This window comes from Vibrio litoralis DSM 17657 (genome assembly GCF_000426765.1).
Classification (GTDB): domain Bacteria; phylum Pseudomonadota; class Gammaproteobacteria; order Enterobacterales; family Vibrionaceae; genus Vibrio; species Vibrio litoralis.
This window is the reverse complement of the sequence record NZ_AUFZ01000022.1, coordinates 20,175-46,080: the sequence shown is the minus strand read 5'-3', so window position 1 is coordinate 46,080 and position 25,906 is coordinate 20,175. Positions and strand designations below refer to the sequence as shown.

The following is a 25,906-nucleotide window of genomic DNA, read 5'->3' as shown; positions in this document are numbered from 1 at the left end:
CGTTGAAATGATGAGCAATATTAAAACAATCGGAAAAATTAAAGCGCTATCAAAGCTAAAGCCGGAAGAAGGCATTTGGATGACAGAAGTTGATATGCCTGAAATGGGTCATAACGACATCTTAATCAAAATTCGTAAAACCGCTATTTGTGGGACGGATGTTCATATCTATAACTGGGACGAGTGGTCAAAAAATACCATTCCTTATCCAATGGTTGTCGGTCATGAGTACGTGGGTGAAGTCGTTGGTATCGGCCAAGAAGTAAAAGGTTTCGAACTTGGTGACCGTGTTTCAGGTGAAGGTCATATCACTTGTGGTCACTGTCGTAACTGCCGTGGCGGTCGTACTCACTTATGCCGTAATACAACGGGCGTGGGTGTAAACCGTACCGGTGCGTTCTCTGAATACTTAGTGATCCCTGCTTTTAACGCATTCAAGATCCCAAATGAAATTTCAGATGATTTAGCTTCCATCTTTGACCCATTTGGTAATGCAGTTCACACCGCATTATCGTTTGATCTCGTCGGTGAAGATGTGTTGATCACAGGTGCAGGCCCAATCGGCATTATGGCAGCAGCAGTTGCCAAACACGTTGGTGCCCGTCACGTCGTCATTACTGACGTTAATGAATACCGCTTAGAATTGGCACGTAAAATGGGTGTCACTCGCGCCGTCAACGTTGCTGAAGAAAAGCTAGAAGATGTTATGACTGAATTGGGCATGACGGAAGGCTTTGATGTGGGGCTTGAAATGTCAGGCGTGCCATCTGCATTTAATGCCATGCTAGAAGGCATGAATCACGGTGGTCGAGTTGCATTACTAGGTATTCCACCATCTGACATGGCGATTGACTGGACCAAAGTGATCTTTAAAGGTTTAGTGATTAAAGGCATCTATGGCCGTGAAATGTTCGAAACGTGGTATAAAATGGCGAGCCTCATTCAATCAGGCCTAGATTTAACGCCAATTATCACGCATCATTTCAATGTTGATGAATTCCAAGAGGGCTTTGACACTATGCGTGGCGGGCTTTCTGGGAAAGTGATACTAGATTGGACTAAGTAATTAGCCATTAAAGAAGCGCACTTTCGGGTGCGTTTTTTTGTGCCATACACTAATGAATAACAACTACGAATATGGAGGAAATTAGGCTATTTCACTCCCTCTATGCCCCATTGATGCCCCAAATTATTCAAATATATCTTTTAATGTATGGGGTTTACTGAAAATAATGGATTAAAGTTTAGTAACTTCTTCTTGATATATGGATTTATATATTAGTGTATAGTACGTCTATCTCGTTATTACCCCTAAACCAGTTAGCAAGTAAATTTACAAAATATCTGCGAGGTTACCCTTTTTATGTATCAATGGATTATTTAATGACCCAATCAGATCGTATTAATCACGTGTTAAGTAGCTCCGTGATTGTCACATTTTATCGTTTATGGATACCCTCGTTGCTTGGTTTGTTGGCATTGACGACCGCTAATATTGTTGATGGATTATTTATCGGTAACTACGTCGGCTCTAATGCGTTAGCAGCAGTCAACCTGATTATTCCGTTTTTTGGTATTTTGTTTGGGTTGAGCTTTATGTTCGCAATGGGTGGCTCTGTGCGCGCAGGAAAATATATAGGTGAGAAAAATTACACAGAAGCGAGTAATATATTTTCAAAAACTGTAATAGCTATAATTAGCTTAGTTGGCCTAATTATTTTACTTGGTCTAACGTTTGAGACCAATGTACTAAGGGCTTTGGGGGGCACGGACGAAGTATTACCTTTGATGAAAACGTATTACCGCATTACTATGGGGTTTATCTGGACACAGCTTCTAACCGTCGCGCTTTATTTCTTTGTTCGCCTCGATGGCTATCCTAACCTTGCAAGCTTTGCATTAATACTTGGTTCGGCAGTAAATATCGGTTTGGATTATTTATTCGTTGCTCATTTAGGTTGGGGAATAGCTGGTGCAGCATGGGCGACAGGAATATCACAAGCATTGCCTTTTATTGTGCTATGTAGTTACTTTTTACAGAGTAATCGGCATTTAAACTTTTATTTTCATCAAACACGGTGGCGTGAACTATTTCAATCGGCTGCAAATGGTTTATCCGAGTTCGTGAATGAGATTTCTGGCGCAATTATCGTTCTTATATTGAATTGGTTATTTGTCTTACGTTACGGTGTGGACGGTGTTGCTGCATTTACTATTTTGAATTATCTACTAATGATCGGCATGATGTTTGGTTTTTCAATTGGTGAGGCTGGGAGTATATTTATAAGCCAAAACTTTGGCGCACGGCAAGTAAAAAGAATTCAGCAATTTTTATTGGTGAGTGCCTTAAATGCGTTGGTGATTGCGGTAATATTTATAGCTTTTCTGGTTGGCTTTTCAGAGTTTCTCGTAACAATGTTTTTACCTGATAATGAAATGTATGTGATTGAGTTAGCGAATGAATTGATGGAGTTAGTCTGGCCTGTGTTCTTGGTGAGTGGATTGACAATGATTATCACTTCTTATCTTACTGCATTACATCTGCCCAAACCATCTGCAATCATTGCTTTAAGTCGTAGCCTTGTTTTACCCATATTACTGCTGTTGGTGTTGTTTAAATTACTTCCAGAATATCCATTCATTCTCGCTATTCCTTTAGCTGAATTGTTTACGTTTGGGATAGCTTTGTTTTTCTTCTGGTATTTTCCTCCGAAGCAGCAGACATTAGACCGGATTACGAATGGGTGCGCATAACAAACGACTAAGGCCTCAACATATTTTTGCTCCTAATACCCTACAACCATTATTTCTCGATAATATGGCATTCAGAGTTTTGTATTATGACTTGATAGGATAGCGTAGTGTTATTGCTTGTGAGCTCTAAATTAAGAGGTAAATCCGAAGTCGAAAATTGAAATTGATTGGATGAACTGCCAGAGACTTGCGACCTTATTGAGTTCCCACTTTTACTCGATATCTTGACTTGAATAACATCGGAGTTAGTCGTTTTTAATACTAGCTTTGCAGCTTGCACACTTGACTGGCAACTGAGTTCTGAATTTGGGAATGGTTTAAGCATACTCTTCTCAGCAGCTAGAAGTAGGGTAGGTAAGAAAAGAGCGGCGCAGGACGCCGCTATAATATTAGAGATTTTCATTGTTTAGTTTTGGAACACATTTGCAGTATTACCCCAACCAGCTACGGTTGTATATGATGCATTATCATTGCCTAACTGTAGCGTTGTAGATTGGTTCCCAACACCGCTCATTGTTGTATATGCAACATGGCCGTCACCAACTTGAGTAGTAGAAGATTGGTTACCCCAGCCAGAAGTAGTAGAACCTGCAAAGTTATTATCACCAAATTGGTCAATACTTGTAGTGTTGAATACGCCTGAGGTATCAATATAGCCTTCGTTACCGTCACCTAGTTGATCAACAGATGCACTAGAGAAGTATGCATCATGTGCATTGATGCCAGCAGAGTTCATATCACCATTTTGATCAATCGATGCTCCTACACCGCCAGAATTAGTCACAACTATATTACCAGTGTTCATTGAACCATCTTGATTAACGGTAGAGGTAATACCACCAGAGTCGCTTACTCCAATATAAGCACTATTAGATGAGCCATCATTAACATTATTTTGATTAATGGTTGAGGTTACGAATGCTGAATTCATCGTTGAGATAGTTGCTGAGTTAGCGCTCACATTAGCGTCAAAAGCACCAGATGAAGCAACAGAACCCTGATTGATTGTCGCATTAACAACGGTTGAATTGCTGGTCGAAATATCAGCAGAATTAGAACTTATTGCTAATGATAGTAAACCAGTACTCGCAAGTGAACCTTGATTAATGGTCGAATTAACAAATGATGAATTTGTCGTTGAAATACCAGCGGTATTAGAGCTAGAAGTAAGGCTTAGTATCCCATCAAAAGCAGCAGCACCTTGGTTGATTGAGGAGTTTGTTGCATATGAACCAGTTGTGCTCACTGTTGCTGAGTTATCTGCTCCTAATGCACCTTGCACGACATTAGCATCATTGAATGCTCCGCCTGTTATCATTACATCTGAATCACTTTTTGTTCCAGCTTGGAAGACATTAGCATGATTGCTAAAACCTGAATTAACTTGGACATTGGACATGTTACCGCTGCTATCACCTGCACTTAATTGGACAACTGTCGCAGTACTTGCTACACCAGATAGATTCACTGTTGATGTATTATCTACCGCAAGCGCTTGCGCACTAAACCCGGTAGCTAGAATGGTTGAAATTGCAATTGTTAACTTTTTCATAATAAATTCCTTCTATTATTTTAGTGTCATGTTGATATTTCTATTCATACCATTAATTATTATTAAACTGCTTTGCCCAGATTGATTGATATCGTATCCAGACATACTTACGTTGCCGCTATCAACAATGTAAGCAAGGTTGCCATTGCCTGACTGAGAGATAGAACCTTCTAAGCTAACTCCCGATTGGCTTAATATGGCTTCATTATCGTTGCCATCCTGAATTATCGAACCTGTGTTTCCATATCCAGACTGCATTATGATGGCTAAATTACTATTTCCGTACTGATCAATACTTGCACTATTGGCGTCACCTCCTTGATTTATCAATGATTTATTTTTATTACCTTTTTGGTTTATTGAGGCTGAATTTCCAGCATCAAAACCGCTAGATTGTTTTATATAGGCAATATTTGATTCACCTGAGATATTTATATCAGAGATGTTGTATTTTGTTTGGTTTGTGGTTTTAGTTATTAATTCATCTCTTTGGGGTAATTCACTCTTAGCAAGGTCTAAATTAGCGAAAGCTATATTTACTGACGATAAATAAAAGAGAATACTCGTGGAGTATAAAAAAAACGAGCTATGTATATTTGTGATTTTCATACTCAACCCCTATGCGTTATTTAATAGGGATTATGGTATTGAGTTCTGATTGTGGCTATAAACTTAAAGTTGAATATAAAAGAGAATCAATAAACTAAAGTATTACGGTTTGAAGTTTGTGGTTAGATCAAAAGTTTTTCAGAAAAAAACTATTGAACGTAAGTTTACAGTGGCTTGACATTGTCCTAACCTTTGTTTAATAAATTTTCAGGTTTTGCGTTAGATTTCTCATAAATGAGAATTTGTAAAATGGAACCTTTTTTGTGCTGGATGCAGTAGGTCGTTTCAAGTTATTTGTCTAGTATGAATATAAAAGGAAGTCTATGTAGGGAAGGGATTGGAGATAAGCATGGATGAAAAACTATACTTGATAACAAGTAAGACATTACAGTCTTCTTTGCTCAAGGAGAACTTAGAACGAGAGTTAGGCAGAAAAATAGAGCCGATAATTTTTAATAATTTTCTTGAACTGAACGATACGTGCAATATTAACCTGATGTATGTGATTTTAGATATGGAATATATTCAAGGAGATATGATTAAAAGCTATTTGAATCATATGCATGAAGAAGGAAGGAAAGCGAAAGAAATTTTAATTAATAATAGTCGGGATATTAATGTGTCTTTTATCTTACAATTTTCTAATGTTGTGGCTGTGTTTTTTAAAGATGACTGTTTGGATAGTATAAACAAAGGGTTAGGGGATGTATTGTCTGGTCGGTTTAGTTTGTCAAATGAGTTGTCTCAAAAAATAATTGAATATTATAGAGAAAATGATTTGTTCTCGTCGAGAACATTCGCTGATTTAACTTGTCGGGAAGAAGAAATATTAAAGTTACTGTTAGTGGGGGCTTCAAATATTCAAATTGCTGAACAGTTGTTTGTTAGCGAAAATACAGTAAAAACACATTTACATCATGTGTTTAAAAAAATAAAAGTAAGAAATAGATTGCAAGCACTGATGTGGGCAAAAAAATACAAGTTTGATGGGGCCGTATGAAAAATATTAGTAGTGCCTTATTTTTTTATTCTTTACTGATTTCAATTTCCTTTCCAATCAATGCGGAAGTAGAAACAGCTAACGATAATGACACTATTGATAGTAATAAGAAAGTAGAAGAAAGCAACATATTGCCAGATACAGAAGGTGGTATAAACGGCTTGATTGTTGATCAAACGGTGACAGTACTAGGGAGAAATTTTTACTTTTACTTCTCTCAAAAATTAAATGATAAACATGAAAATCTATCGATAAATCTAAGTGTTAAAGAAAGGCCTACAGCATTGTCGGGCAGTATTATAACCATATTTCACTTTAATACTCCCATATATAGAACAAGCTTATCACCAGGCTTACAACAAGCAGAAACTAAGGCAGAACAAGCCGTTGATAATATTTCCGTTTATTTATTAAGGTGGAAATTAGACAGGAAGTTCTCAGATAAAACCGATCTTGCTCCTGATGAGCTCTAAGGTGTCACTATGAAAAGGACGTTCAAAAACATTCTATTAATTAGCTCAGTTATGGTCAGTTTTCACACCGTAGCAACTGAGCTAGTGTATCAACCTACCAACCCGAGCTTTGGAGGAAACCCTTATAACGGAACCCATTTGTTAAATGTCGCCAATGCTATTAATCAATATAAGCCTGATGATGAGTTGGGACTAACCGCTGCAGATCGGTTACAAACAACTTTACAATCTAGGCTTCTGAATAATTTGTTAGATGATGTGAGTTCAGGAAAGTCTGATGGTGGACAATTGGAAACCGACGATTTTATTTTGAATGTCATTGATGATGGCAATGGTGGCTTGACTTTGAATATATATGACAAAGTGAGTGGTGAATCATCTGTGATCCAAGTTAGCGACCCTTTAGGTAATTAATATGGAGAATCAAATGATGAAAAAGTTTTATGTAGCCGCCATGGTCATGATGTTAACGGCTTGTTCAAATTCCATAACCATTCCAGATGCTGAAGAAGAGTCCCAATTGATGTACCGCGGTGTGGCTTATCAAGATTTAATTAGTTTGCCGAAACCTCAAGGGATTATTATGGTCTCGGTGTATAACTTTAGAGATCAAACTGGTCAGTATAGACCACAACCAAACAGTAATTTTTCAACTGCTGTCTCGCAAGGTGCAACCTCTTTATTAACCATGTCTCTTATTGATTCTGGTTGGTTTGCTCCGCTTGAGAGGGAAGGTCTACAGAACTTACTGACAGAGCGGAAAATTATCCGGGCCGCACAAACGAAAGGAGAAGCCTTTAATCAAGGGGGGCAATTACCATCACTTCAATCAGCCAATATATTAATTGAAGGTGGTATTGTGGCTTATGATACAAACATTAAAACTGGTGGACTAGGTGCCCGTTATTTAGGTATCGGAGCTTCTGGTGAATATCGAACCGATCAAATTACAGTAAACTTACGATCTGTTGATGTGAGAACCGGTAAGATCTTATCTAGTGTTACAACGACCAAAACCATATTATCTTATGAGGTCAGCGCTGGGGCATTTCGTTACATAGACTATAAAGATCTATTGGAAGTCGAGATGGGCTACACCAATAACGAGCCGGTCAATATTGCCTTGATGTCAGCGATTGATACTGCGGTTATTTATACCGTAGTTAAAGGCATTAAAAATAACTTATGGAACCCTGCTAGTGTAGAAGAGCTTAAAAATCCGGTTTTTCAACGTTATGTTGATGATAAGGTAGAAGTTCTTTAATGAGCCTATTGTAAAAACTAGCTAGTTAGAATCAAAAATCTGCTCACTTTTTAAATGCTCACTTCGGTGGGCATTTTTTATTGCCTACAAATTATTTAACTCTTGCAGGAATCTGCTCTCTGAAGTTACAGAGTATACATGTCATTAAATTGACTTAATCTTTTGATAATATTCAGGAATACTAAAGCTGAATAAAATCATGTCACGATAAAATGTATCAATGAATACTTATTTCACAGTTTTAGAGATGTTATTCACACTTTTGATGACATACTTCAGTAGAAACGCTAGAATTGCGGTCTATTTAAAATATAGAGATTGATTTTTTTAGTTAGTGGTTGATTTTACATCACAAATTTATCATGAAAGAGTCTGTAAATTATTGATGCGAAACTTTATCGAAGCCACTGAAAAGTCGATAACCTATAGATAAATAAGCAGTTTAGCTCTTTTTACTGAATACACGTTGTTTGTTGTATAGAAAAGCAACCTTAATGGATTGTCTACTATTAACAGGCAGTGTATTGGTAAAGCGACGAAATTAGTCGCATACCAGGTGTTCGTTTAGCTTTTGGTTTGGCCGCCGATCAGCTAAACACCAGAACACACATTGGTGGTTACGCATAGCTGGCCGTTACTTTTGTGATGGTTTTTGTAACAAGCTCAGGTTAAATTTCCTGAGCTTTTTTTATGTCTGTCAAAAAAGTTATTACGGTAACTATTTGCAATAAAACACATCGCGCATCCTTTTTTATTCAATCGTTTATGGCACAATATCTATACCCAAGTAATTTCAAGATGCGAGTTTCAGCAAGAATAAAACAAGCTTTAGGCAAGACAAATTGAATATGATCATAGTTATTCTATCTCTATTCAATTTAACGCAGCATAAAGCTTGTTTTAACTTGCCCTTCGGGAGCTTCATCCAAACCTTTATACAGCGTCAGATTGGTTTGAAAGGTACTGACATTCCTTCGCCAATCTTCCTTGCCTAAAGGTCTAGATGATAGCTCTGAATTCTGCATCTTGAAGTTACTTGGGTATATCATCTTTTTAAATTGGCGTGCTCAATATTTATTATGAAAATAATCCACACTTCAGATTGGCATCTTGGTCAAAACTTCTTCACAAAAAGTCGCAAGAATGAACATCAAGCTTTTATTCATTGGCTACTTGAGTTGGTTAAAGCTCAACAAGTCGATGTGGTTATTATTGCGGGAGATGTCTTCGATACTGGCACACCACCAAGTTACGCCCGAGAAATGTACAATCAGTTTGTTGTGAAATTGAGTCAACTAGGTACAACATTAATCGTTTTGGGTGGTAACCATGATTCGGTTTCAATGCTGAATGAATCTAAAGATCTGCTTGCTTGCCTAAATACCCATGTTATTGCGAATACGACTGAAAACCTTAATGAACAGGTGCTCTTACTGGAAGATCGTAATAAGCAAGCTGGCGCAATTTTGTGTGCGGTTCCTTTTATCCGACCGCGAGATGTATTGCAAAGTGTCGCGGGAGAAACGAGTACCCAAAAGAAACAAGCGCTGGGTGAGGCCATTCAACAGCACTACCAGAACTTGCACGACAAAGCCTTAGAAATACAAACTGAGCAACAACAAAAGCTCAAACGTAATCTGCCAATTATCGCAACGGGGCATTTAACGGCGCTAGGTATCACCACTTCTGAATCTGTGCGAGATATTTATATCGGTTCACTTGAAGCTTTTGATGCCAAAGCTTTTCCACCGGTTGATTATATTGCGCTTGGCCATATACACAGGCCACAAATTGTTGCCAAATCTGAATCTATTCGCTACTGCGGATCGCCTATTCCGTTGAGCTTTGATGAGATTAAAACTCAACCTGTTGAAAGTGAGATCTCAGAAAAAAACCAGCTAACGTTATCGAATAAACATGTGGTGCTAGTCGAATTCAATGAAAATGGTAAGCGAATCGAACCACTTCCTATTCCGCTTTTTCAATCCATGATGACATTGAAAGGATCGCTTGAAAGTATAGAGTCACAATTGCAGCAATTTGTAGGTATCGAGCAAACAGTCTGGTTGTGTATCCATGTAGAAGTGGATGATTATTTGTCAGATTTACAACCTAGAATCCAAGCTATGACGGAAAATCTTAATGTTGAAGTATTGCAGCTGCGCCGTAGTCGCTCGCAACAGGTTCAATCACTTACTCAAGTGAAAAATGAAACTCTGGCTGAGCTTACCCCACAAGATGTTTTTCATAAGCGAATGAGCCTTGAATCCTTTGAAGGAGAAGAGGCAGAGGCTAGACAACAACGAATTATGCAGCAGTTTGATCAAGTCGTCTCCGATGTCTTAGAGCAACAAAGTGGCAATAGCGATACTAGTGACAAGGAAGTGAAATAATGAAAATTTTAACGGTTCGCTTTCAAAATTTAAATTCCTTAAAAGGCGAGTGGAAGATCGATTTCACTCAATCTCCATTTGCCGAAAATGGCTTATTTGCAATCACAGGGCCAACTGGGGCAGGTAAAACCACCTTACTCGATGCCATGTGTTTAGCCTTGTATCACCAGACACCGCGTCTTGGGCTTATCTCTACTTCAAACAATGAGATCATGACTCGAGGTACTACAGAATGTTTAGCGGAAGTGGAGTTCGAAGTAAAAGGCAAAGCTTACCGTGCATTTTGGAGCATGCGTCGTTCTCGGGGCAAAGTGGATGGAAATTTACAATCTGCGGTAGTTGAACTTGCAGAAGTGGTAAGCGGTAAGATGCTTGCCACGCAAATAAAACGAAAAGACACTTTGTTAAAAGACATTACGGGTCTCGACTTTTCACGTTTTACTAAATCAATGATGTTGTCTCAAGGCCAATTTGCCGCTTTTTTAAATGCGAAAGAATCCGAGCGAGCGGAACTACTTGAAGAGTTAACCGGCACGGAGATCTACGGCCAAATTTCAGAGAAAGTGCATGAGTACTTCACCGACGCCAAACAAAAATTAGCGGAACTGGAATCGCAAGCCAAAGGTGTTCAACTTCTGTCTTTAGAGCAAGTGTCAGAACTGAATAATGAACTTGAAGACGTTAAACAACAGCAACAGAAAAACAAGCAAGTATTACAAGCCTGGAATGAGCATCACCAGTGGTGGCAACAATACCAGGCTGCCCAACAAGCCGTTCAAGAAGCGCAGCAACTACAAGATAAGGTTAATCAGCAAAAAGTAGCTGAGCAGTCGCAGTTGGATAAACTTGCGAAAAGTGAACCGGCTGAAAAATTGAGACCGCCTTTCCTGCAATGGCAACAGGCGAAGCAACAACTTGATTCTGTTACCACTCAATTAAATGAAAAGCAGCAACAATTTTCAGAGTTTGAAAAGCAGAAACAATCGAAACAACACATTCATGACAAGGCTGCTGTTGCATTGGATCAGCAGAAAAAATCACAACGAGATCTATTCAAATTAATTGATGAACAAGTCCTGCCGCTCGATCAAGATATACAGCAAAAAGAGAGCAAAGTTGCCGATTTAACTAGCCAATACCAAAATGAAAATAAGCAGCTTAATACCGTACAGCAAGAGCTTCGCCAAGTTAAATCTGCTTTAGGTCAAGCTCAAACACAACAGACGACTTGTCGAGAGTATTTAGATAAGCATGCGAATGATGAGGTGATCTCTCAACACCTAAATTCATGGCAGTTGCAAGTTGAACAAATGGCACAAAAGGGGCGTGAAATAGTCGAGCTAAATAAGACTATTCAAGCCGAGCAACAAGCAAAAGATCAGCTGGCTAATACGATCGCAGCAGAAGAAAAACACTTTCAGCAATGCCAAGCGGAAGTTCATGGTAAACAAGCGCTGTATCAAGCTGCCAATCAAACCTGGTTATCTCTCAATACCGATGAACAAAAAAATGCGGAGCAATTGTCTCAAGAGTTAGAAGAAAAAGATCAACATCGCCATTTTATTTATCAATTAAAAATTAAGCACGATACATGGGCAAAGTTATCGCAAACCATTCTACGTGAAGCTCAGGTATTGATTGAGCAAAATAAACAGCATCAACAACTCACCGATAATTGCGCATCATTACGTCTGGCTTATAAAGCCAAAGACGCTGAAATACAAAGCTATAAAACTCTTATCGATCAAGACACGCAATTTGCCGATTATCGTGCCAAATTACAAGCGGGTGAAGCGTGTCCTTTGTGCGGTTCATTGGAACATCCGGCTTTAGAGCATTCAACGACACTGAACCGCTCGCAAGTCAGTCTTGATAAAGAACGCGCCGAAACAGAGATAAAGACGATTGAAGCGCAAGGCATGCAAGCTCGCTCACAACTAGATTCTACGGCTCGGTATATAACTGAATTAACGCAAAAACAGCAGCAAGATAAAGCTGAGTTGAGCGACATTGAACAACAATGGCAGCAAAGTTTTAGCAATCAAACATTACCACTGTTTGCGATTGAAGACTCAAAGCAACTGCAGCGGTATGAGGTTGACGTTCCTAGGCAAATCGAAGCCATTAAAGCGAACTTGTCTCAGCTTCAACAGGCTGAAAAGCAATTGAGTACTTGCAAGGAAGCGCTGCAATTAAGTAATTTTCAGCAAGAAAAAGTAAAAGCCTCGCTTGAAGGGCTTAAGCAACAAGAGCAAGTATTGCTAAAACAAGATGATGCCAAGCTTCAATCATTACAAAGCCTGCAAGAAGATAGAGCGACAATCTATCAAACCTTGAGTGATCAATGGAGGGCTTTAGGCTATAGCTTGCCTGACTATTCATTGGTAGAGGGTAGCCCAACTGATGTTTCGCCATTAAGTCATTGGTTAGAGCAAAAGCGTCACGCATCGAAGCGGTGGCAGCAATATAATCAGCAATCTACTGAACTGATGCACAAACTGGCGCAAGTACAACAAAATGAAGTTCGTTTGAATCAATTACTGCAAGAAAAGCAAAATCTTGCAGATGAAATGAACAAGGCTCTTGCGGATCAAGTTGAATTTCTCGCACAGAAAAAACAAGAACGGTTGGCATTATTTGGTAAGCGAAGCATTGCAGAAGAAAAACAAGCGAGTCAAAAGCAATTAGATGAAACGGAACAAGCCTATCAAGTCGCACAACAACAGTGGCATAGTCTGCAAGTTCAGTTAGAAAAATTATCCGGTGAGATTGGCAGTACTAAAAATCAGTTTGAACAACAAACTCAAACTTATAAAAAGGCACAGCTAGATTGGCAACAAGCGCTTGCTCAAAGTCCGTTTGAAGATCAAGCCATGTTTGAAGCAGCCTTATTAGATGAAAATGAAAGACAGAAACTCATCACCTTGCAGCAAGAGATAAATAATCAAGCTGAGCGAGCGGTGGCGTTAGTGGACAATGCCAATAAACAGTGGGGTAGTATTCAACAGCATGAAAAGGCGTCTCAGTGGATGAAGACGGATTGCGAAACGGTGTTAAAAAGCCTTCAAGAAGTGAGTGAAATCTTAGATCGCCAAACCTACCGCATTGGACAAATTGAACACGAATTATTGAGTGACAAGCGCAGGCGTGAAGGGCAAGTTGAGCTATTTAAACAGATAGAATCACAACAATCCCATTATGATGACTGGCAATACCTACATGCCTTAATTGGTTCTAAAAGTGGTGATAAATTCCGAAAATTTGCTCAAGGACTCACTTTAGACAACCTTGTGTATTTAGCCAATAAACAATTGGAACGGCTGCATGGACGCTATTTATTGCAGCGTTCTGGGGTTTCAATGGCTGAGAATGCCCATCCACCTACTGCTAGTGTATCAACGGACGGATTGGCGTTATCAGTGATAGACACTTGGCAAGGCGACACGGTTCGAGATACGAAGACTTTGTCTGGTGGTGAAAGCTTTTTAGTGAGCCTAGCTTTAGCGCTCGCATTGTCGGATTTGGTCAGTCACAAAACCAGTATTGATTCTTTATTCTTGGATGAAGGTTTTGGTACATTGGATGCTGATACGCTCGATATGGCTTTAAACGCATTAGATAACTTAAATGCATCCGGTAAAATGATTGGTGTGATCAGTCATATAGATGCCATGAAAGAGCGTATTCCAGTACAAATTAAAGTGCATAAACGCAACGGACTTGGAATGAGTGAATTAGACTCTTCTTTCCGTGTGTCGGCTTAATAGCAAACTACCCAACATTAAAGGGACAACAATGACAACAATACTGGTAGATAATAAAAAGCAGAAGCCCTCAAAGGTAGTGTGTGTAGGCCGAAATTATGCCGAGCACGTCAAAGAGCTAAATAATGCAATGCCAGATCAAATGGTGGTATTTAATAAGCCGAGTACTTCAATTACTAACCAGTTAAACTCCTTTCATCAAGAGCCATTGCATTACGAAGGTGAGATTTGCTTTAGCATTAAAAATGGTGAAATACATGCGGTCGGTTTTGGTCTCGATCTCACTAAGCGCGAATTACAATCTCAATTGAAAGCAAAGCAGTTACCTTGGGAGCGAGCGAAAGCTTTCGATGGCTCTGCTGTGTTAAGTAAGTTTGTCTCGTTAAAGGGCGGTAATTGGCAAGGATTGTCATTAGAGCTTCTGATCAATGGGCTACGAGTACAAGCGGGTGGGGTAATGAATATGATGTATACCCCAGATGATATTTTGAGTGAAGTGAAATCGTATACCACCTTAAATAACGGCGATGTGATCATGACAGGCACCCCAAGTGGTGTCGGTGTGGTGCATGAAGGTGATATCTTTACTGCAAGAATTAAGCAATACGATCAACTGCTGATTGAGACTCAGTGGATAGCGAATTAAGATTTCGTTCTCATTCAAAATAAATAATAGTTAACAAAGTGTTAAGCCAACTATTCTTGCTATAACGCTTTGCTTAATATTTGATCTAAGTTGTTGTTTTTTAATGCGTTGAATTTTTATAGTAGTCACAGGGTGTTAATGTTTTGTAAATTAGAAAAACTAATGCGAATGCTGGCTATTTTTCATTGTTAACTCGTCTTTTGTACTTTTATTATACGCTCAAATTGATAGTTAAATTAGAGTGAGTACAAAGATGACACAAGCAATTTTAGAAACAGTTGCAACACCATCTATGGATCAAAAAACCTACTCGGTTAACGTCAAAGGATTGATGATGCACATTGTGGACGTATTATTTGGAGCAAGCAAAAAGCCAGTGACTTCGGCTTATGACGCTTCATCGTTATCTTCACATTTGCAAAAAGACCTTGGTTTATATTAATTCAAACTGAGTTCGACAAAGAATGACTGAGAAGCTGGCCTGATGGTCAGCTTTTTTTTATGTTATTTTTGGCGTTAAAAACAAGTCAGTGATTCTGTTACCAGTATAGGGTTGAAGTAAATTACTAAACCTAATGTCATTAGTAGTCAATAGTTCTGTTGCTGTTATTCCAACCCTTGTTTCTTTGTCATAAAGTTAGCAGAATGTTCTAAAAAGTAACGTTAACTCTTTTATCAATAAGATAGGTACGTTGCGTGTCTCTCCCCCAAAAAGCCAAATGAGTTATCAACATTACTGATGGCAATGGAAGGCAATAACAATAAAAAGCTTGGAATTGAATATTCAATCAATTCACTTGCTTCATTAAGGACAAGATATGGAAAATACTGCCACAGTTTCAGCTCCTCACGCAGGGGATATCAGTAAGAAAACCGCTCTAATTAAAGCACTAGGCCCTGGCGTCATGATGGCTTCGGCAGCTGTCGGTGGTTCGCATTTAGTGTCATCCACACAAGCAGGCGCTATTTATGGCTGGCAACTCGCGGCGCTTATCCTGCTAGTAAACTTCTTTAAATACCCATTTTTTAGAGCAGGCGTTCAATATACGGTGGGCACAGGGCAAAGTTTAGTACAGGGCTATCACCAAATGGGGGTTGGATACCTGTGGTTATTTAATATCCTTAATTTTGTATCTGCGTTTGTAAATGTGGCCGCATTATTGATGTTTAGTGCCAGCTTAATGGGGTACTTCTTGCCGATCTCATTATCTATCCCGGTTATCTCTGGTGGTATCTTAGTTGTCTGTTTAGCCATTTTGGTCACTGGACATTTCAAAGCACTGAGTACTTTATCTAAAGTTATCATGGGGGTGTTAGTGGTGACCACAGTACTGGCTGTGATGATTGCTGCAAGTAATGGCGCAGTTGCACCTGCGGAGTATCAAAGCCCGTCAGCTTGGACGATGGCTGCTTTTGGTTTTATTGTGATCATGATGGGCTGGATGCCAGCACCAATTGAAATTTCTTGTTTTAACTCGCTGTGGCTAAAGTCACAAAGCAAGGAGCAAAAAGTGACGGCGCGATCTGCATTATTTGATTTCAATGTGGGTTATATCGGCACCGCTACTCTAGCGATAGTGTTTCTATCTCTTGGCGCACTAGTATTAAATGGTAGTGGCGAAACACTTAAAACCTCTGGTATTGGCTTCTCTCACCAATTAGTCAGCATGTACACGGCATCTATTGGTGAGTGGTCTCGTTACCTTATTGCGGTGATTGCTTTCTTTTGTATCTTCGGTAGTACCATTACTTGTATTGATGGTTACTCTCGAGTGTTAACCGAAAGCACCTTATTGCTAAGCAAAAAATCAGAGGAAAGCCATCCAACTGAAGCGAAAGGTTTGTTAAATATCTGGATGGTGATTGTGAGTTTATTGGCCTTTTCGGTTATTCTATTTTTCACTTCATCATTAATGGCGATGATGCATTTTGCGATGATCTTAGCCTTTATGACGACCCCGATCTTTGCGGTTTTGAATTATAAACTAGTGACAAAAACTAACTTACCGGACAACCTTAAATTTACGGGTAAACTGAAAGTACTGTCTTGGGTTGGTTTTGTTTATCTATTTGGGTTCCTAGCGGCCTTTATTTGGTGGAGTTGGTTCATGTAAGCAGCATAGCCAGAAGCTTCTATTTGAAAGCTCAAGTTATTTTAAAGCCCTAGTTATTTGAAAGCCTAAGTGAGACCTACTTAGGCTTTTTTACTTTTATAAGTCCTTGCTCTTGTAAATCAAGCATATACTTAAACCTAGCCACTATATTCATAGTGGTGATATTCAAAATGAAGGAAGGTAAATGGATTTTAAGCATTACATAGACATCGCACAGCAGGCTAGTCAGCAGGTGTTTGAAGCATTGATGCAAACCGAGACTTATATCCAGCTTGTTATTGTGTTGATTGTGTTTGGCTGTTCCTTTTTATGCGCAAAAACGATCCGTAGAAATGTGCCTGCATTAACAAAGGTGGCCAAGCAAGAGGAGGCGAATCAACTACGTAAAATTTCCAGTAAGCTTGGCAATTTGGTTTTTCCGATTATCACTGTTTTTATTTTGATGTTTTTTATCGAAATTGTTCAAAAACTATTAGGGCACTCTTGGCTTATTAATACGGCGTTGGTTATTGCGATACTACTGATTTGTAATCGAGTCACCCATGATTTTGTTCGTTCCGATTTTATCCGCTTTGTGTTCCGCTATATTGGCCTTCCATTACTTTTTCTCCACCTAGTTAACTTACTTACGCCAATTATAACTATCCTTGAAACCATGAAGCTTGGGTTCGGTGACATCCAAATCTCTTTTTATGATGTGGTGAGAGTGGTTCTACTGGGATCGGTATTATTCTGGCTTGGTCGAATTTCTAATGTGACAGGAAAAGAGCTGATTCGTCGTCAAGAAAAGCTCGATTTTAGAACCAAAGAAGTGGCGGCAAAGTTATTTGAAGTCACCGTGTTTGTGTTGTTCTCCTTGCTACTTCTCAAGGTAATGGGGATTAATTTAACCGCGTTGGCGGTCTTTGGTGGCGCACTGGGGGTCGGACTTGGATTTGGTTTGCAAGCTATCGCATCTAATTTTATTTCCGGCATTATCATTTTATTAGATCGTTCTATTTCGATTGGTGACTATATTGAGTTGGAAGATGGGCGTACTGGAATAGTGCGTGAATCGACGCTACGTTCAACCACACTGGAAACTTTTGATGGTAAAGACATCATGGTGCCCAATGAGAGGTTTGTAACTGAGAGCTTTACTAACTGGACTCATAAAAACCAAAAGCAGAGATATCGTGTCGATTTTTCTGTCGCTTACGATACGGACATCAGGAAACTGGTTGAAATCATTAAGCAGACGGTTGCGCAGCACGAACAGGTAATTAGTGGAGAAGGCGTGCCGTTTGAAGAACAGCCAGATTGTGAAATTGATGGCTTTGGTGATTCTGGGGTAAATATGTTCGTTGAGTTCTGGATGGAAGGGATTGATGATGGTAAAAATCGAGTGGGTGGGGATTTGTTGCTCATGATCTTTGAAGCGATGCGAGAAAATGGTTTTGTTATTCCGTTCCCGCAACGTGAAGTTCGAGTTTTGCAGCAAGGTAATAACCCTAATTAAAACCACTAGGCCACTAGACGTTCAGCTCAAGTGGCCTACATTCCATTGGGTATACATTGAATTAGTTCACCATCTGCAAACCTGCCGGAATAGAATCACCAAAGACTTTTTTCGATTCATCTTCGCTTAATGTTGTTACGTCACTGACGAGTGTTATCCAAGTTGGCGTTGCACGACTTGTGGTAAGTTTGTTGATGATTTTCTCACGTATATCGTCACTAATATCGATACTGCGATCGCCAGTTTTCCGGCTCATCATCACCGCGGCAAAGCCAATCATCGGCTCTTTCTTCCAGTCTAAATCAAGCATTTTAAGTAGCCATTGATTGACTTGAGCAACTGGCACAAGGTTGTGTTGACTGCCATACATTTGGGTGCGTGAGGCTAAGCGGCCTAATGCCCACCAGTGTGCTTGTACATACTCGGGAGACTTTTGTGCACGGCTTAGATACCAATTAGAGAGTAAGATTTTATCTTCGCTGTCTAGATGTTCTAGCGAGGCGGATAGACGAACCATAGCTTCGTATCCATGTTCAGTTGCTTCTTTGCCCGTTCCTTTTCCACGATGCGCACCTGGGTGTAGGTACTTCGCAATATCGGCCAAAATGGTTTCTTGCTGCTCTTGGTTTAATCCACCAGCAATGCGACGCCAGAAAATCCACCAATCCGACCAAGTTTGGTGCGACGGAAATTGAATACCTTGCTGATATAACGCCCATGTTTGTTCGCAGCGCCATTCATCGGTTGGATCACCAAAGCCCGGGCGTAGAGCAAAACCGGCCAGACGTAGCCATTGTTTTTCATGCGCTTCCGAACGACGACGACGTTTTTTTCCTAAAGCAAACGTATCAAATAACTGGCGTAGGGTGGCAAAATCCCACTGTTCGCGTTTGCCGAGTTGTTTTTCGAGATCTTTGCTAAGAGTTTTAATTAATTTAGCGTTGTCCGATTTTTTATTAGAAGAGTAGGCGGTTGAAATCAGCTCTTTCGCTTGTTCTAAGCGGGGATGAGCTTGAGCTTGCTCAAATTCTTCATGTTTGCGGGTATCGAACTCGAGTAACCAACGTTGATTGTCATTTGTGGTGCTGACACATTCAATTTTTAGAGTACCTACTTCGGTAAGTTGGCAAGCGAGCATGACTTCAACGCGATCTTTCTGGTTTGCTTGCAAGTTCTCACGGGCTTGGCTGCCTTCTAATGTCGCAATATAAGGCGGTAGCGGCTTGAATGCAGCTCGCTCTAAGTTAGTTTGTACGTTGAGCAACAAACTATTTTGAGGAGGCGTTAAAGATCCGCTGGCATCAATAAATTGCTCTTGGGTTGAGGTTAACAAATCAATTTGAATCGGTTCGCCAAGAGTTAATAAAAACTGGCGGCCATTAAGACGAATTTCTTGGCCTGTGTCGGTGCCTTTGGATAAAACACATAAGGCTTTTGAAGCCGAGACATTCTTTTGTTTTAGGTGTAAGAAGTATGATCGAGCCGAACCGCCACCAATTTTAAGTTGCGCACCATGGCGAGCTTTGGCATAAGCGACCGCACCGAAAGCAACCGATAAATCAGGACTAGGGTTATCCAGCAAAGTAATCGGAGCGCCATGCCATTGGCTGAGTAACTCAACCATGCGGTTTTCGACCAATTCACTATTAAACACACCACCATTTAGTAATAGCCCAGTAGGTGTTTTGCCATCGGGAGAATGGTTTTGAATAAATTCTGCTAAATGGCGGCTGATCGCAGCATCCGCAGCATAAGGTAGACCAAATTCAACGACAGCGGTTTTTCGTTGCTGCGGCATTTCGTTTGGCTGAGTTAAAGGAAAGAAACCATCGATAACGATTTGATGGATCTCTTGCTTAGTAATTGGTGCGCTTTTTGTTCCACCAATCAAGCGAGAGCCACTGCCGAGTATTGATATTTTGGCTTCTTCTGCCGCATCAGGACGCAATAAATCTTCTTTCACTTTACGTGTTTGTTGGATTAGTTTCATCAACGACGCTGCGTTCAGTTTTTTATTTTGATTTAAACGCTGTTCAGCCAGATGGGCGAGGGCTAAGTCGATATTGTCACCACCGAGCATAAGGTGATCGCCCACTCCAATACGGTTCAGTGAGAGTTGCTGTTCTTGGTATTGGGCTTCAATTAAGCTCAAGTCAGTGGTGCCACCACCAACATCACAAACGAGTATCGAAGGGATATCTTGTAGCTGTGTGGAAGCTGTGTCGATATGACGACTATACCAGTCATAGCAAACTGCCTGTGGCTCTTCCAATAAATGAATATGTTGTAGACCTGCTAATTGAGCAGCTTTTAAGGTAAGGTTGCGAGCGGTTTCATCAAAGGATGCCGGGATGGTTACCACCACTTCTTGCTCTGCTAGCTTGTGGTTAGGATTATGATGATCCCAACTTTGACGCATGTGATTTAAGTAACTGGCACTGGCAAGTAGTGGAGATACTTTTTCGACGTTATCTGAGCCAGACCAAGGTAGGATTTCAGATTCACGATCAACCGCATTATGAGATAACCAACTTTTGGCGCTGGATACTTGGCGGCCTTCAATTTGCGCGCCTAATTCACGGGCCCACTCACCAATGATAACTTGCTCTAATTCACCTTCAACCGGTTGTAGATCCCAAGGTAGTGACATATCAGATGATTGAAATTGACCTTGAGTAGGGTGGAAACGAAAAGAAGGAAGCAGCGGCTTACGTACAACTTCACCCGGGCCAACGAGCTGGTCGATATCGAAAATACTGACTTGGCTTTTGGTTAAATCATCCTGAATTTCACAGTAGGCAAGCACACTGTTGGTGGTGCCTAAATCAATTCCAATTAGGTAACGGGCATTTGATTTGATTGGAGAATTCATGATGTTTTCCTAAAGCAAAATAAAAACAAAAGGGCATTGAATGAAAGCGTTATTATCTATTCAATTCAATGCCCTTAGTTGATGTGGAACGTGGAACCTAGAGGTTAGTTCGTTATTGTTGACGAACGCTAAACTCAACCAGCCATTTTTGGCCATTATCTTTGGCGATGGCTTCAAGTTCTAAGGTGCCAATTTCAGTAATCGTCGCTGCTAAGTTAACCACAACTACTTCACCAATATTTCGGCCTTCTTTAGCATCCAGTGTGACTTGAATCTCAGGAAGCTCTTCGAGTTCTTCTGGTGCCCAATAATCCAAATGAGTACCAACTTCATCTTCGCGACGAGTCGTTGAGCCATAGAACTGGAATTGAACCGGTTGACCGATCACTAGACCAAATTCTTGGCTAGATAACTCAACGTGGCTGCCTTCTTCCATACCAAATGGCGCAACGCAGATCGCTTCCATTGGTGGCGCCATGCCCGGAATGGCTGGCATGGCACTTTCAATACCTACATAGTAACTGCTCGCGATACCACCGCGAATACGAACACCACTATTATTGTTTTCCATATTATGGCGAACAAAACCGTAGTAACTCGCCCCACGAGCGACGGCTAAATCAAGATCGACCCCGGTTAGCGCTTGCGTTTGGTCGTTATGATCTTGAGTTAACCAAGAATTGATAATATCAAGCAGGCGTTCTGAAATTAGCTCAGATTTTAATACGCCACCATTAAATAACACTTTGGTCGGTTTAACAAAGCTCGAACCATCTTGCTGACTTTGACGAGATAAGAACGCGGCGATATGACGAGTAATCCCCGCATCTTGCGCATAAGGCAGGCCAAGTTGAGTTAAAGCACTGCGAGCCGATTGTACAGGATGCTCGTTTACTGCGACTTTCGGGAAGAAGCCTTCAAGTAGTGTTTGCTCGACATCTTGCTGAGTGAGTTCGGTTTTAAGCGTACTACCTAGTAGTTTCGAGCCGCGGCTAGGGACTACGATCGGCACAGAAGTCAGTGTGCGATCGTTTAGCAAAGCTTCTTTGGCGTCACGGCATAGGTGCGCCATGGCTTGTACTTGCCAAGGTTGTAATTGTTTACCTTGTTGAGCAAGATTCATTTTTAAGCGGTAGGCGAGAGCTAAGTCCATATTGTCACCGCCAAGTAAGATATGCTCACCAACGGCAATACGTTCTAAAGCAAGGTTACCGTTTTGTTCAGTGACAGAAACCAATGATAAATCAGTGGTACCACCACCGATATCGACCACTAAGACTAAATCACCAAGCTCAACTTGTTCACGCCAAGCTGCGCTATTGCTGTCAATCCAGCTGTAAAGTGCTGCTTGAGGCTCTTCCAGTAGGGCGACATGTTGAAAACCGGCATTACGTGCTGCTTCTGCAGTTAATTCTTTCGCAGCAGGATCAAATGACGCAGGGATAGTAATGGTCACCTGTTGTTCACGTAACGGAGCATCTTGATGTTGATGATCCCAAGCGGCCATTAAATGTTCTAGATAGAGCTGTGTTGCTTTCAATGGTGACACTTTCTGAACTTCGTCATCACTACCTTGCGGTAAGAAAGCACTACGACGGTCAACGCCACCATGACATAACCAGCTTTTGGCACTCGCCACTAAACGCATTGGCGTTTTATTACCCATGTTGCGAGCAATACTACCCACGAGCGTATTGGTCGCGGAATTTGTCCAAGGTAGGGCGTTCGTACCTGAAGCTATTTCACTTTCATGCGCTTGATATAAAAACGAAGGCAGTTGATTTAATGAATCGACTTGGCCTTGCGAAATCAATTGTGGCACTGCGAAAACATTGACTTGTGGCTCATCGGCACTTATTGGGCAATACGACAAAACACAGTGGGTAGTACCTAAGTCGATACCGATAAAATATTGACTAGTAGACATTACAGCTCAACCTCTGCTGGTGCTAATACCTTGGCATCGTAATTTTCAGATAGCTTAGGTAGTGTGATGGTATCGGCTTTCCAACCTTTATGAATAAGCGTGCCAGTAAATGGTGCTTGGCCTGATACATTACCGGTTAAACGAACTTCTTGCGCATTAAAGCCTTCTTCAATGGTAATGCGAGATTCTTCGTCTTCTGTACGAATTTGGCTTAATTTGAAGTGATCCGCTAATACTTTCTGTCCACCGATATGAATCACGCGAGCCGCTGCGCCGACTTCTTCATCGCTAAAGCCTGTTAGGTCTTCAGATAAGAAATCAATTAAACGTGCTTCTTGCTGGAAAATAGACATCAATTGAAGTGCCGAATCAGTTGGGGCGCTTTTCAATTTAGACTCAACCTCAACAATTTTCTCAACCACTTTTTCTACTTCGACAACTTTTTCAACTTCAACGATCTTCTCAACTGGCTTTTCTACTTCAACAATTTTTTCGACAGGTTTCTCGACGATTTTTTCTACCGTTTTAGTTCGAAAGCTTAATAGAAGGAAAAGAATGGTTGTTGCAGCCAAAATGATATGGAATAAATCGATAGTGGTTGGGATTGCCGATAGGTCAAAAGTCATGATTATTTTATCTCTTAGCTTTATTTGATTAGTTAATTCGGTTCTAAGTGATCATATTAGGGTGAAATTTGAATTCACAAGTGGCGTAGATCACTTACGCGCAATGTCAGATATTTTAACATAAGCTTGTTAAATTCCATTATAGAATCATGCTCACATCAAGACTGTTGATTATTCTTTGTGCTATCGAGACTGATTTAGCCTTAATGTTGTGGTTTGAAACGATAAAAATACAAGATAAACCAAGTTTAGTGGGTTATTTGCTGACACTGTAAACGAATTGGGGTCGAGAATTTTTTGCAACTTGGGTAGAATCCCACTCTTGATTTTTATGGGTAAAATGTAGCATGAACTATAACAGAGTCGTCTGTTTCGATTTAGAAATGTGTTGCTGGAATGTCGATGGTGTTGGCACGACCGGTGAAATTATTGAAGTAGGTTTAGCGGAGATTGACCTTAACAAAGGCGAGATCGTTAAGCGTGCTCAATATTACGTGCGACCTGAACATGATGAAATTTCTGCATTTTGCTTTGAGCTAACGGGTATTACGCCACGTAAAGTACAAAAACAAGGCCGCCCGTTAGAAGATGTTTTGAAATCTATGATTAAAAACTTTGGTGGCCCTAATAAAATCTACGCAGCTTGGGGACATGATGATGATATTTTGCGAAAAGAGTGTCTGGAAAAAGGTTTAGAGTTTCCTTTTAAAGAGTTTTTGAATCTCGCGACGCTCTACCGTATTAAGTACCGACTCAAAGACAAAAGAATCGGTCATAAAGCCGCCCAAGAAAACTTGAATATAGAATGGGAAGGGCGACAGCATTCAGGTTATGTCGATGCGTATAATTTAGCGAAATTAGCACTGGCAATCTTATAACCTGATCTAATAACGTCTTTGTAACTAATATTGAATCATATATATAAGTGACAAAAAGCCCGCTAGTTCAATGCGAACTAGCGGGCTTTGTTTATTTTATATTGTGATGAATAACTTGTTGGGACGGCTACTAAGCGTTAACTTCATCAAACTCTTTATTGATGTCTTTTTTATCACCTAGCAGACGAGAGGTGATAGTCCCTGCCGTCATCGCACCACTTACATTAAGTGCAGTACGCGCCATATCAATTAATGGTTCAATCGAGATGAGTAAAGCTGCAATCGCGACAGGTAGTCCCATTGCTGGTAGTACGATCAATGCTGCAAACGTTGCACCACCACCGACACCGGCAATACCAAATGAACTGATGGTAATGATCGCTACTAAAGACAGAATAAAGTTTATATCTAGTGGGTTAATACCAACCGTTGGCGCGACCATCACTGCCAGCATAGCAGGGTAGATACCAGCACAACCATTTTGACCAATCGTGGCACCAAAGGTTGCAGATAAGTTAGCAATCGCTGGTGGCACTTTTAATTTGGTTATTTGCGCTTCTACGTTCAGTGGAATCGTCGCGGCAGAACTGCGAGAAGTAAACGCAAACGTTAGGACTGGCCAGATTCGTTTAAAGTATTCTTTAGGGCTTACGCCAACCAGAGAAACTAATAAACCATGCACAACAAACATTAATAAGATTGCAACATAAGAAGCAACGATAAAGCCAATTAAGCTTAAAATGTCATTAAGGCTAGAGGTCGCAACCACTTTAGTCATTAGCGCCGCAATACCGTATGGTGTCAAGGCAATGATCATTTTAACCAGACGCATAACGATTGATTGAACAGCTTCAACAAAGGTACGAATTGGTGATTCAAGTTCTTGTTTCTCTTTCATCACGTGACGAGCGGCAATACCTACGAGAATTCCGAAAATAACAACCGCAATAATAGACGTTGAACGTGCACCAGTTAAATCTGCAAATGGGTTAGTTGGAATAAAGCTTATTAGCATCTGTGGAATTGTTAGGTCAGCAACGCTACCCATACGATTTTCTAATACGCTCATGCGAGCCGTTTCGCGAACACCTGCTGATAAACCTTCCGCAGATAAACCAAATAGGTGGGCAACGGTAATACCAATTAATGCTGAAATAGCTGTAGTGAAGAGCAGTACCGAAATGGTTAAGCCACTAATTTTTCCCAGTGAACCAGAGTTGTCGAGTTTCACAACCGCTGAAATCATTGAAATTAATACTAATGGCATGATCACCATTTTGAGTAGGCCAACATAACCACTGCCGACCACATTCACCCAATCTAGGGTGTTTTTGATAACCGGATTACCTTCGCCATAAAAAACATGGATCAGTAAACCGTACGCGCTTCCAAGCACAAGTCCTAATAAAACAAGGCGAGATAGGGTGCTAGATTTTCTTTGTTGTTGAAATAAAAAGAAAAGAATGCACACAAATACCGCTAAGTTAGCGATAACCGCAAGTGACATAGTTGAATCCTTAAAATGGTTTGTTTAAA

20 protein-coding genes are annotated in these 25,906 nt (G+C 40.4%); 13 read left to right on the top strand and 7 right to left on the bottom strand.

Annotated features, from left to right (window positions below):
- Positions 1-10: 10 nt before the first annotated feature.
- Together tdh and K358_RS0109105 are read left to right on the top strand one after the other, a co-directional pair.
- Positions 11-1,066, top strand: coding sequence for an L-threonine 3-dehydrogenase (tdh, locus tag K358_RS0109110; protein ID WP_156888716.1), 1,056 nt, complete (start codon positions 11-13; stop codon positions 1,064-1,066).
- 317 nt (positions 1,067-1,383) lie between these two features.
- The gene (locus K358_RS0109105) at positions 1,384-2,754 is read left to right on the top strand and encodes an MATE family efflux transporter (protein ID WP_051241254.1); all 1,371 of its coding nucleotides are present in this window, start codon (positions 1,384-1,386) and stop codon (positions 2,752-2,754) included.
- Positions 2,755-3,160: 406 nt separating this feature from the next.
- Here K358_RS0109105 and K358_RS0109100 read toward each other — a convergent pair whose 3' ends face one another.
- Together K358_RS0109100 and K358_RS18790 are read right to left on the bottom strand one after the other, a co-directional pair.
- Positions 3,161-4,306 carry a beta strand repeat-containing protein gene (locus K358_RS0109100; protein WP_027696528.1) on the bottom strand — a complete coding sequence of 382 codons (1,146 nt, stop codon included), beginning with the start codon at positions 4,304-4,306 and terminating at the stop codon, positions 3,161-3,163.
- Positions 4,307-4,321: 15 nt separating this feature from the next.
- Complete coding sequence (locus K358_RS18790; RefSeq protein ID WP_051241253.1) at positions 4,322-4,915, bottom strand: hypothetical protein; 594 nt, start codon at positions 4,913-4,915, stop codon at positions 4,322-4,324.
- 349 nt (positions 4,916-5,264) lie between these two features.
- Between K358_RS18790 and K358_RS0109090 the strand changes: the two genes are divergently transcribed.
- The 4 genes from K358_RS0109090 to K358_RS0109075 are packed head-to-tail and all read left to right on the top strand — an operon-like array spanning position 5,265 to position 7,652.
- Positions 5,265-5,915, top strand: a complete 651-nt coding sequence (locus K358_RS0109090; RefSeq protein WP_038150023.1) for a LuxR C-terminal-related transcriptional regulator — start codon at positions 5,265-5,267, stop codon at positions 5,913-5,915.
- A complete protein-coding gene (locus K358_RS0109085) occupies positions 5,912-6,388 on the top strand; it encodes a curli production assembly/transport protein CsgE (protein WP_027696526.1) in 477 nt (158 codons plus the stop codon). The genes K358_RS0109090 and K358_RS0109085 overlap by 4 nt, the downstream gene beginning before the upstream one ends.
- Before the next feature lie 9 nt (positions 6,389-6,397).
- Complete coding sequence (locus K358_RS0109080) at positions 6,398-6,802, top strand: curli assembly protein CsgF (protein WP_027696525.1); 405 nt, start codon at positions 6,398-6,400, stop codon at positions 6,800-6,802.
- 16 nt (positions 6,803-6,818) lie between these two features.
- Complete coding sequence (locus tag K358_RS0109075; RefSeq protein ID WP_027696524.1) at positions 6,819-7,652, top strand: CsgG/HfaB family protein; 834 nt, start codon at positions 6,819-6,821, stop codon at positions 7,650-7,652.
- A gap of 878 nt (positions 7,653-8,530) precedes the next feature.
- Here the strand turns inward: K358_RS0109075 and K358_RS19245 are convergent.
- Positions 8,531-8,677, bottom strand: coding sequence for a hypothetical protein (locus K358_RS19245; RefSeq protein ID WP_156888710.1), 147 nt, complete (start codon positions 8,675-8,677; stop codon positions 8,531-8,533).
- Positions 8,678-8,731: 54 nt separating this feature from the next.
- Between K358_RS19245 and sbcD the strand changes: the two genes are divergently transcribed.
- The 6 genes from sbcD (at position 8,732) to K358_RS0109045 (ending at position 18,067) form a co-directional block, all read left to right on the top strand.
- Positions 8,732-10,045 carry an exonuclease subunit SbcD gene (gene sbcD / locus K358_RS0109070; RefSeq protein WP_027696523.1) on the top strand — a complete coding sequence of 438 codons (1,314 nt, stop codon included), beginning with the start codon at positions 8,732-8,734 and terminating at the stop codon, positions 10,043-10,045.
- Positions 10,045-13,809: an SbcC/MukB-like Walker B domain-containing protein gene (locus tag K358_RS0109065; protein ID WP_027696522.1), complete on the top strand. Its 3,765-nt coding sequence runs from the start codon at positions 10,045-10,047 to the stop codon at positions 13,807-13,809. The genes sbcD and K358_RS0109065 overlap by 1 nt, the downstream gene beginning before the upstream one ends.
- Positions 13,810-13,840: 31 nt before the next feature.
- Positions 13,841-14,455 (top strand): fumarylacetoacetate hydrolase family protein, encoded by a 615-nt coding sequence (locus tag K358_RS0109060; protein WP_027696521.1) that lies wholly within the window; start codon positions 13,841-13,843, stop codon positions 14,453-14,455.
- A gap of 253 nt (positions 14,456-14,708) precedes the next feature.
- Positions 14,709-14,897: a hypothetical protein gene (locus K358_RS0109055; protein WP_027696520.1), complete on the top strand. Its 189-nt coding sequence runs from the start codon at positions 14,709-14,711 to the stop codon at positions 14,895-14,897.
- A gap of 376 nt (positions 14,898-15,273) precedes the next feature.
- A complete protein-coding gene (locus K358_RS0109050; protein WP_027696519.1) occupies positions 15,274-16,569 on the top strand; it encodes an NRAMP family divalent metal transporter in 1,296 nt (431 codons plus the stop codon).
- 184 nt (positions 16,570-16,753) lie between these two features.
- Positions 16,754-18,067: a mechanosensitive ion channel family protein gene (locus K358_RS0109045; RefSeq protein ID WP_027696518.1), complete on the top strand. Its 1,314-nt coding sequence runs from the start codon at positions 16,754-16,756 to the stop codon at positions 18,065-18,067.
- 61 nt (positions 18,068-18,128) lie between these two features.
- On the opposite strand, the gene K358_RS0109040 is transcribed toward K358_RS0109045, so the two are convergent.
- From K358_RS0109040 to K358_RS0109030, 3 genes are all read right to left on the bottom strand, one after another.
- Complete coding sequence (locus K358_RS0109040) at positions 18,129-20,939, bottom strand: Hsp70 family protein (RefSeq protein WP_027696517.1); 2,811 nt, start codon at positions 20,937-20,939, stop codon at positions 18,129-18,131.
- A gap of 112 nt (positions 20,940-21,051) precedes the next feature.
- A complete protein-coding gene (locus tag K358_RS0109035) occupies positions 21,052-22,866 on the bottom strand; it encodes an Hsp70 family protein (protein ID WP_027696516.1) in 1,815 nt (604 codons plus the stop codon).
- A complete protein-coding gene (locus tag K358_RS0109030; RefSeq protein ID WP_027696515.1) occupies positions 22,866-23,492 on the bottom strand; it encodes a DUF2760 domain-containing protein in 627 nt (208 codons plus the stop codon). Before K358_RS0109030 ends, K358_RS0109035 begins: the two co-directional genes overlap by 1 nt.
- Positions 23,493-23,839: 347 nt before the next feature.
- Here K358_RS0109030 and K358_RS0109025 point away from each other — a divergent pair, with 347 nt between their 5' ends.
- Entirely contained in the window at positions 23,840-24,370 is a 531-nt protein-coding gene (locus tag K358_RS0109025; RefSeq protein WP_027696514.1) for a 3'-5' exonuclease, read from the top strand.
- 130 nt (positions 24,371-24,500) lie between these two features.
- Here K358_RS0109025 and K358_RS0109020 read toward each other — a convergent pair whose 3' ends face one another.
- On the bottom strand, positions 24,501-25,877 hold the full coding sequence (locus K358_RS0109020) for an L-cystine transporter (RefSeq protein WP_027696513.1): 1,377 nt from the start codon (positions 25,875-25,877) through the stop codon (positions 24,501-24,503).
- Positions 25,878-25,906 lie beyond the last annotated feature (29 nt).

Coding starts and splice junctions, on each gene's coding strand:
- tdh (WP_156888716.1), top strand. CDS start 11: ATGAGCAATATTAAAACAATCGGAAAAATTAAAGCGCTATCAAAGCTA.
- K358_RS0109105 (WP_051241254.1), top strand. CDS start 1,384: ATGACCCAATCAGATCGTATTAATCACGTGTTAAGTAGCTCCGTGATT.
- K358_RS0109100 (WP_027696528.1), bottom strand. CDS start 4,306: ATGAAAAAGTTAACAATTGCAATTTCAACCATTCTAGCTACCGGGTTT.
- K358_RS18790 (WP_051241253.1), bottom strand. CDS start 4,915: ATGAAAATCACAAATATACATAGCTCGTTTTTTTTATACTCCACGAGT.
- K358_RS0109090 (WP_038150023.1), top strand. CDS start 5,265: ATGGATGAAAAACTATACTTGATAACAAGTAAGACATTACAGTCTTCT.
- K358_RS0109085 (WP_027696526.1), top strand. CDS start 5,912: ATGAAAAATATTAGTAGTGCCTTATTTTTTTATTCTTTACTGATTTCA.
- K358_RS0109080 (WP_027696525.1), top strand. CDS start 6,398: ATGAAAAGGACGTTCAAAAACATTCTATTAATTAGCTCAGTTATGGTC.
- K358_RS0109075 (WP_027696524.1), top strand. CDS start 6,819: ATGAAAAAGTTTTATGTAGCCGCCATGGTCATGATGTTAACGGCTTGT.
- K358_RS19245 (WP_156888710.1), bottom strand. CDS start 8,677: ATGCAGAATTCAGAGCTATCATCTAGACCTTTAGGCAAGGAAGATTGG.
- sbcD (WP_027696523.1), top strand. CDS start 8,732: ATGAAAATAATCCACACTTCAGATTGGCATCTTGGTCAAAACTTCTTC.
- K358_RS0109065 (WP_027696522.1), top strand. CDS start 10,045: ATGAAAATTTTAACGGTTCGCTTTCAAAATTTAAATTCCTTAAAAGGC.
- K358_RS0109060 (WP_027696521.1), top strand. CDS start 13,841: ATGACAACAATACTGGTAGATAATAAAAAGCAGAAGCCCTCAAAGGTA.
- K358_RS0109055 (WP_027696520.1), top strand. CDS start 14,709: ATGACACAAGCAATTTTAGAAACAGTTGCAACACCATCTATGGATCAA.
- K358_RS0109050 (WP_027696519.1), top strand. CDS start 15,274: ATGGAAAATACTGCCACAGTTTCAGCTCCTCACGCAGGGGATATCAGT.
- K358_RS0109045 (WP_027696518.1), top strand. CDS start 16,754: ATGGATTTTAAGCATTACATAGACATCGCACAGCAGGCTAGTCAGCAG.
- K358_RS0109040 (WP_027696517.1), bottom strand. CDS start 20,939: ATGAATTCTCCAATCAAATCAAATGCCCGTTACCTAATTGGAATTGAT.
- K358_RS0109035 (WP_027696516.1), bottom strand. CDS start 22,866: ATGTCTACTAGTCAATATTTTATCGGTATCGACTTAGGTACTACCCAC.
- K358_RS0109030 (WP_027696515.1), bottom strand. CDS start 23,492: ATGACTTTTGACCTATCGGCAATCCCAACCACTATCGATTTATTCCAT.
- K358_RS0109025 (WP_027696514.1), top strand. CDS start 23,840: ATGAACTATAACAGAGTCGTCTGTTTCGATTTAGAAATGTGTTGCTGG.
- K358_RS0109020 (WP_027696513.1), bottom strand. CDS start 25,877: ATGTCACTTGCGGTTATCGCTAACTTAGCGGTATTTGTGTGCATTCTT.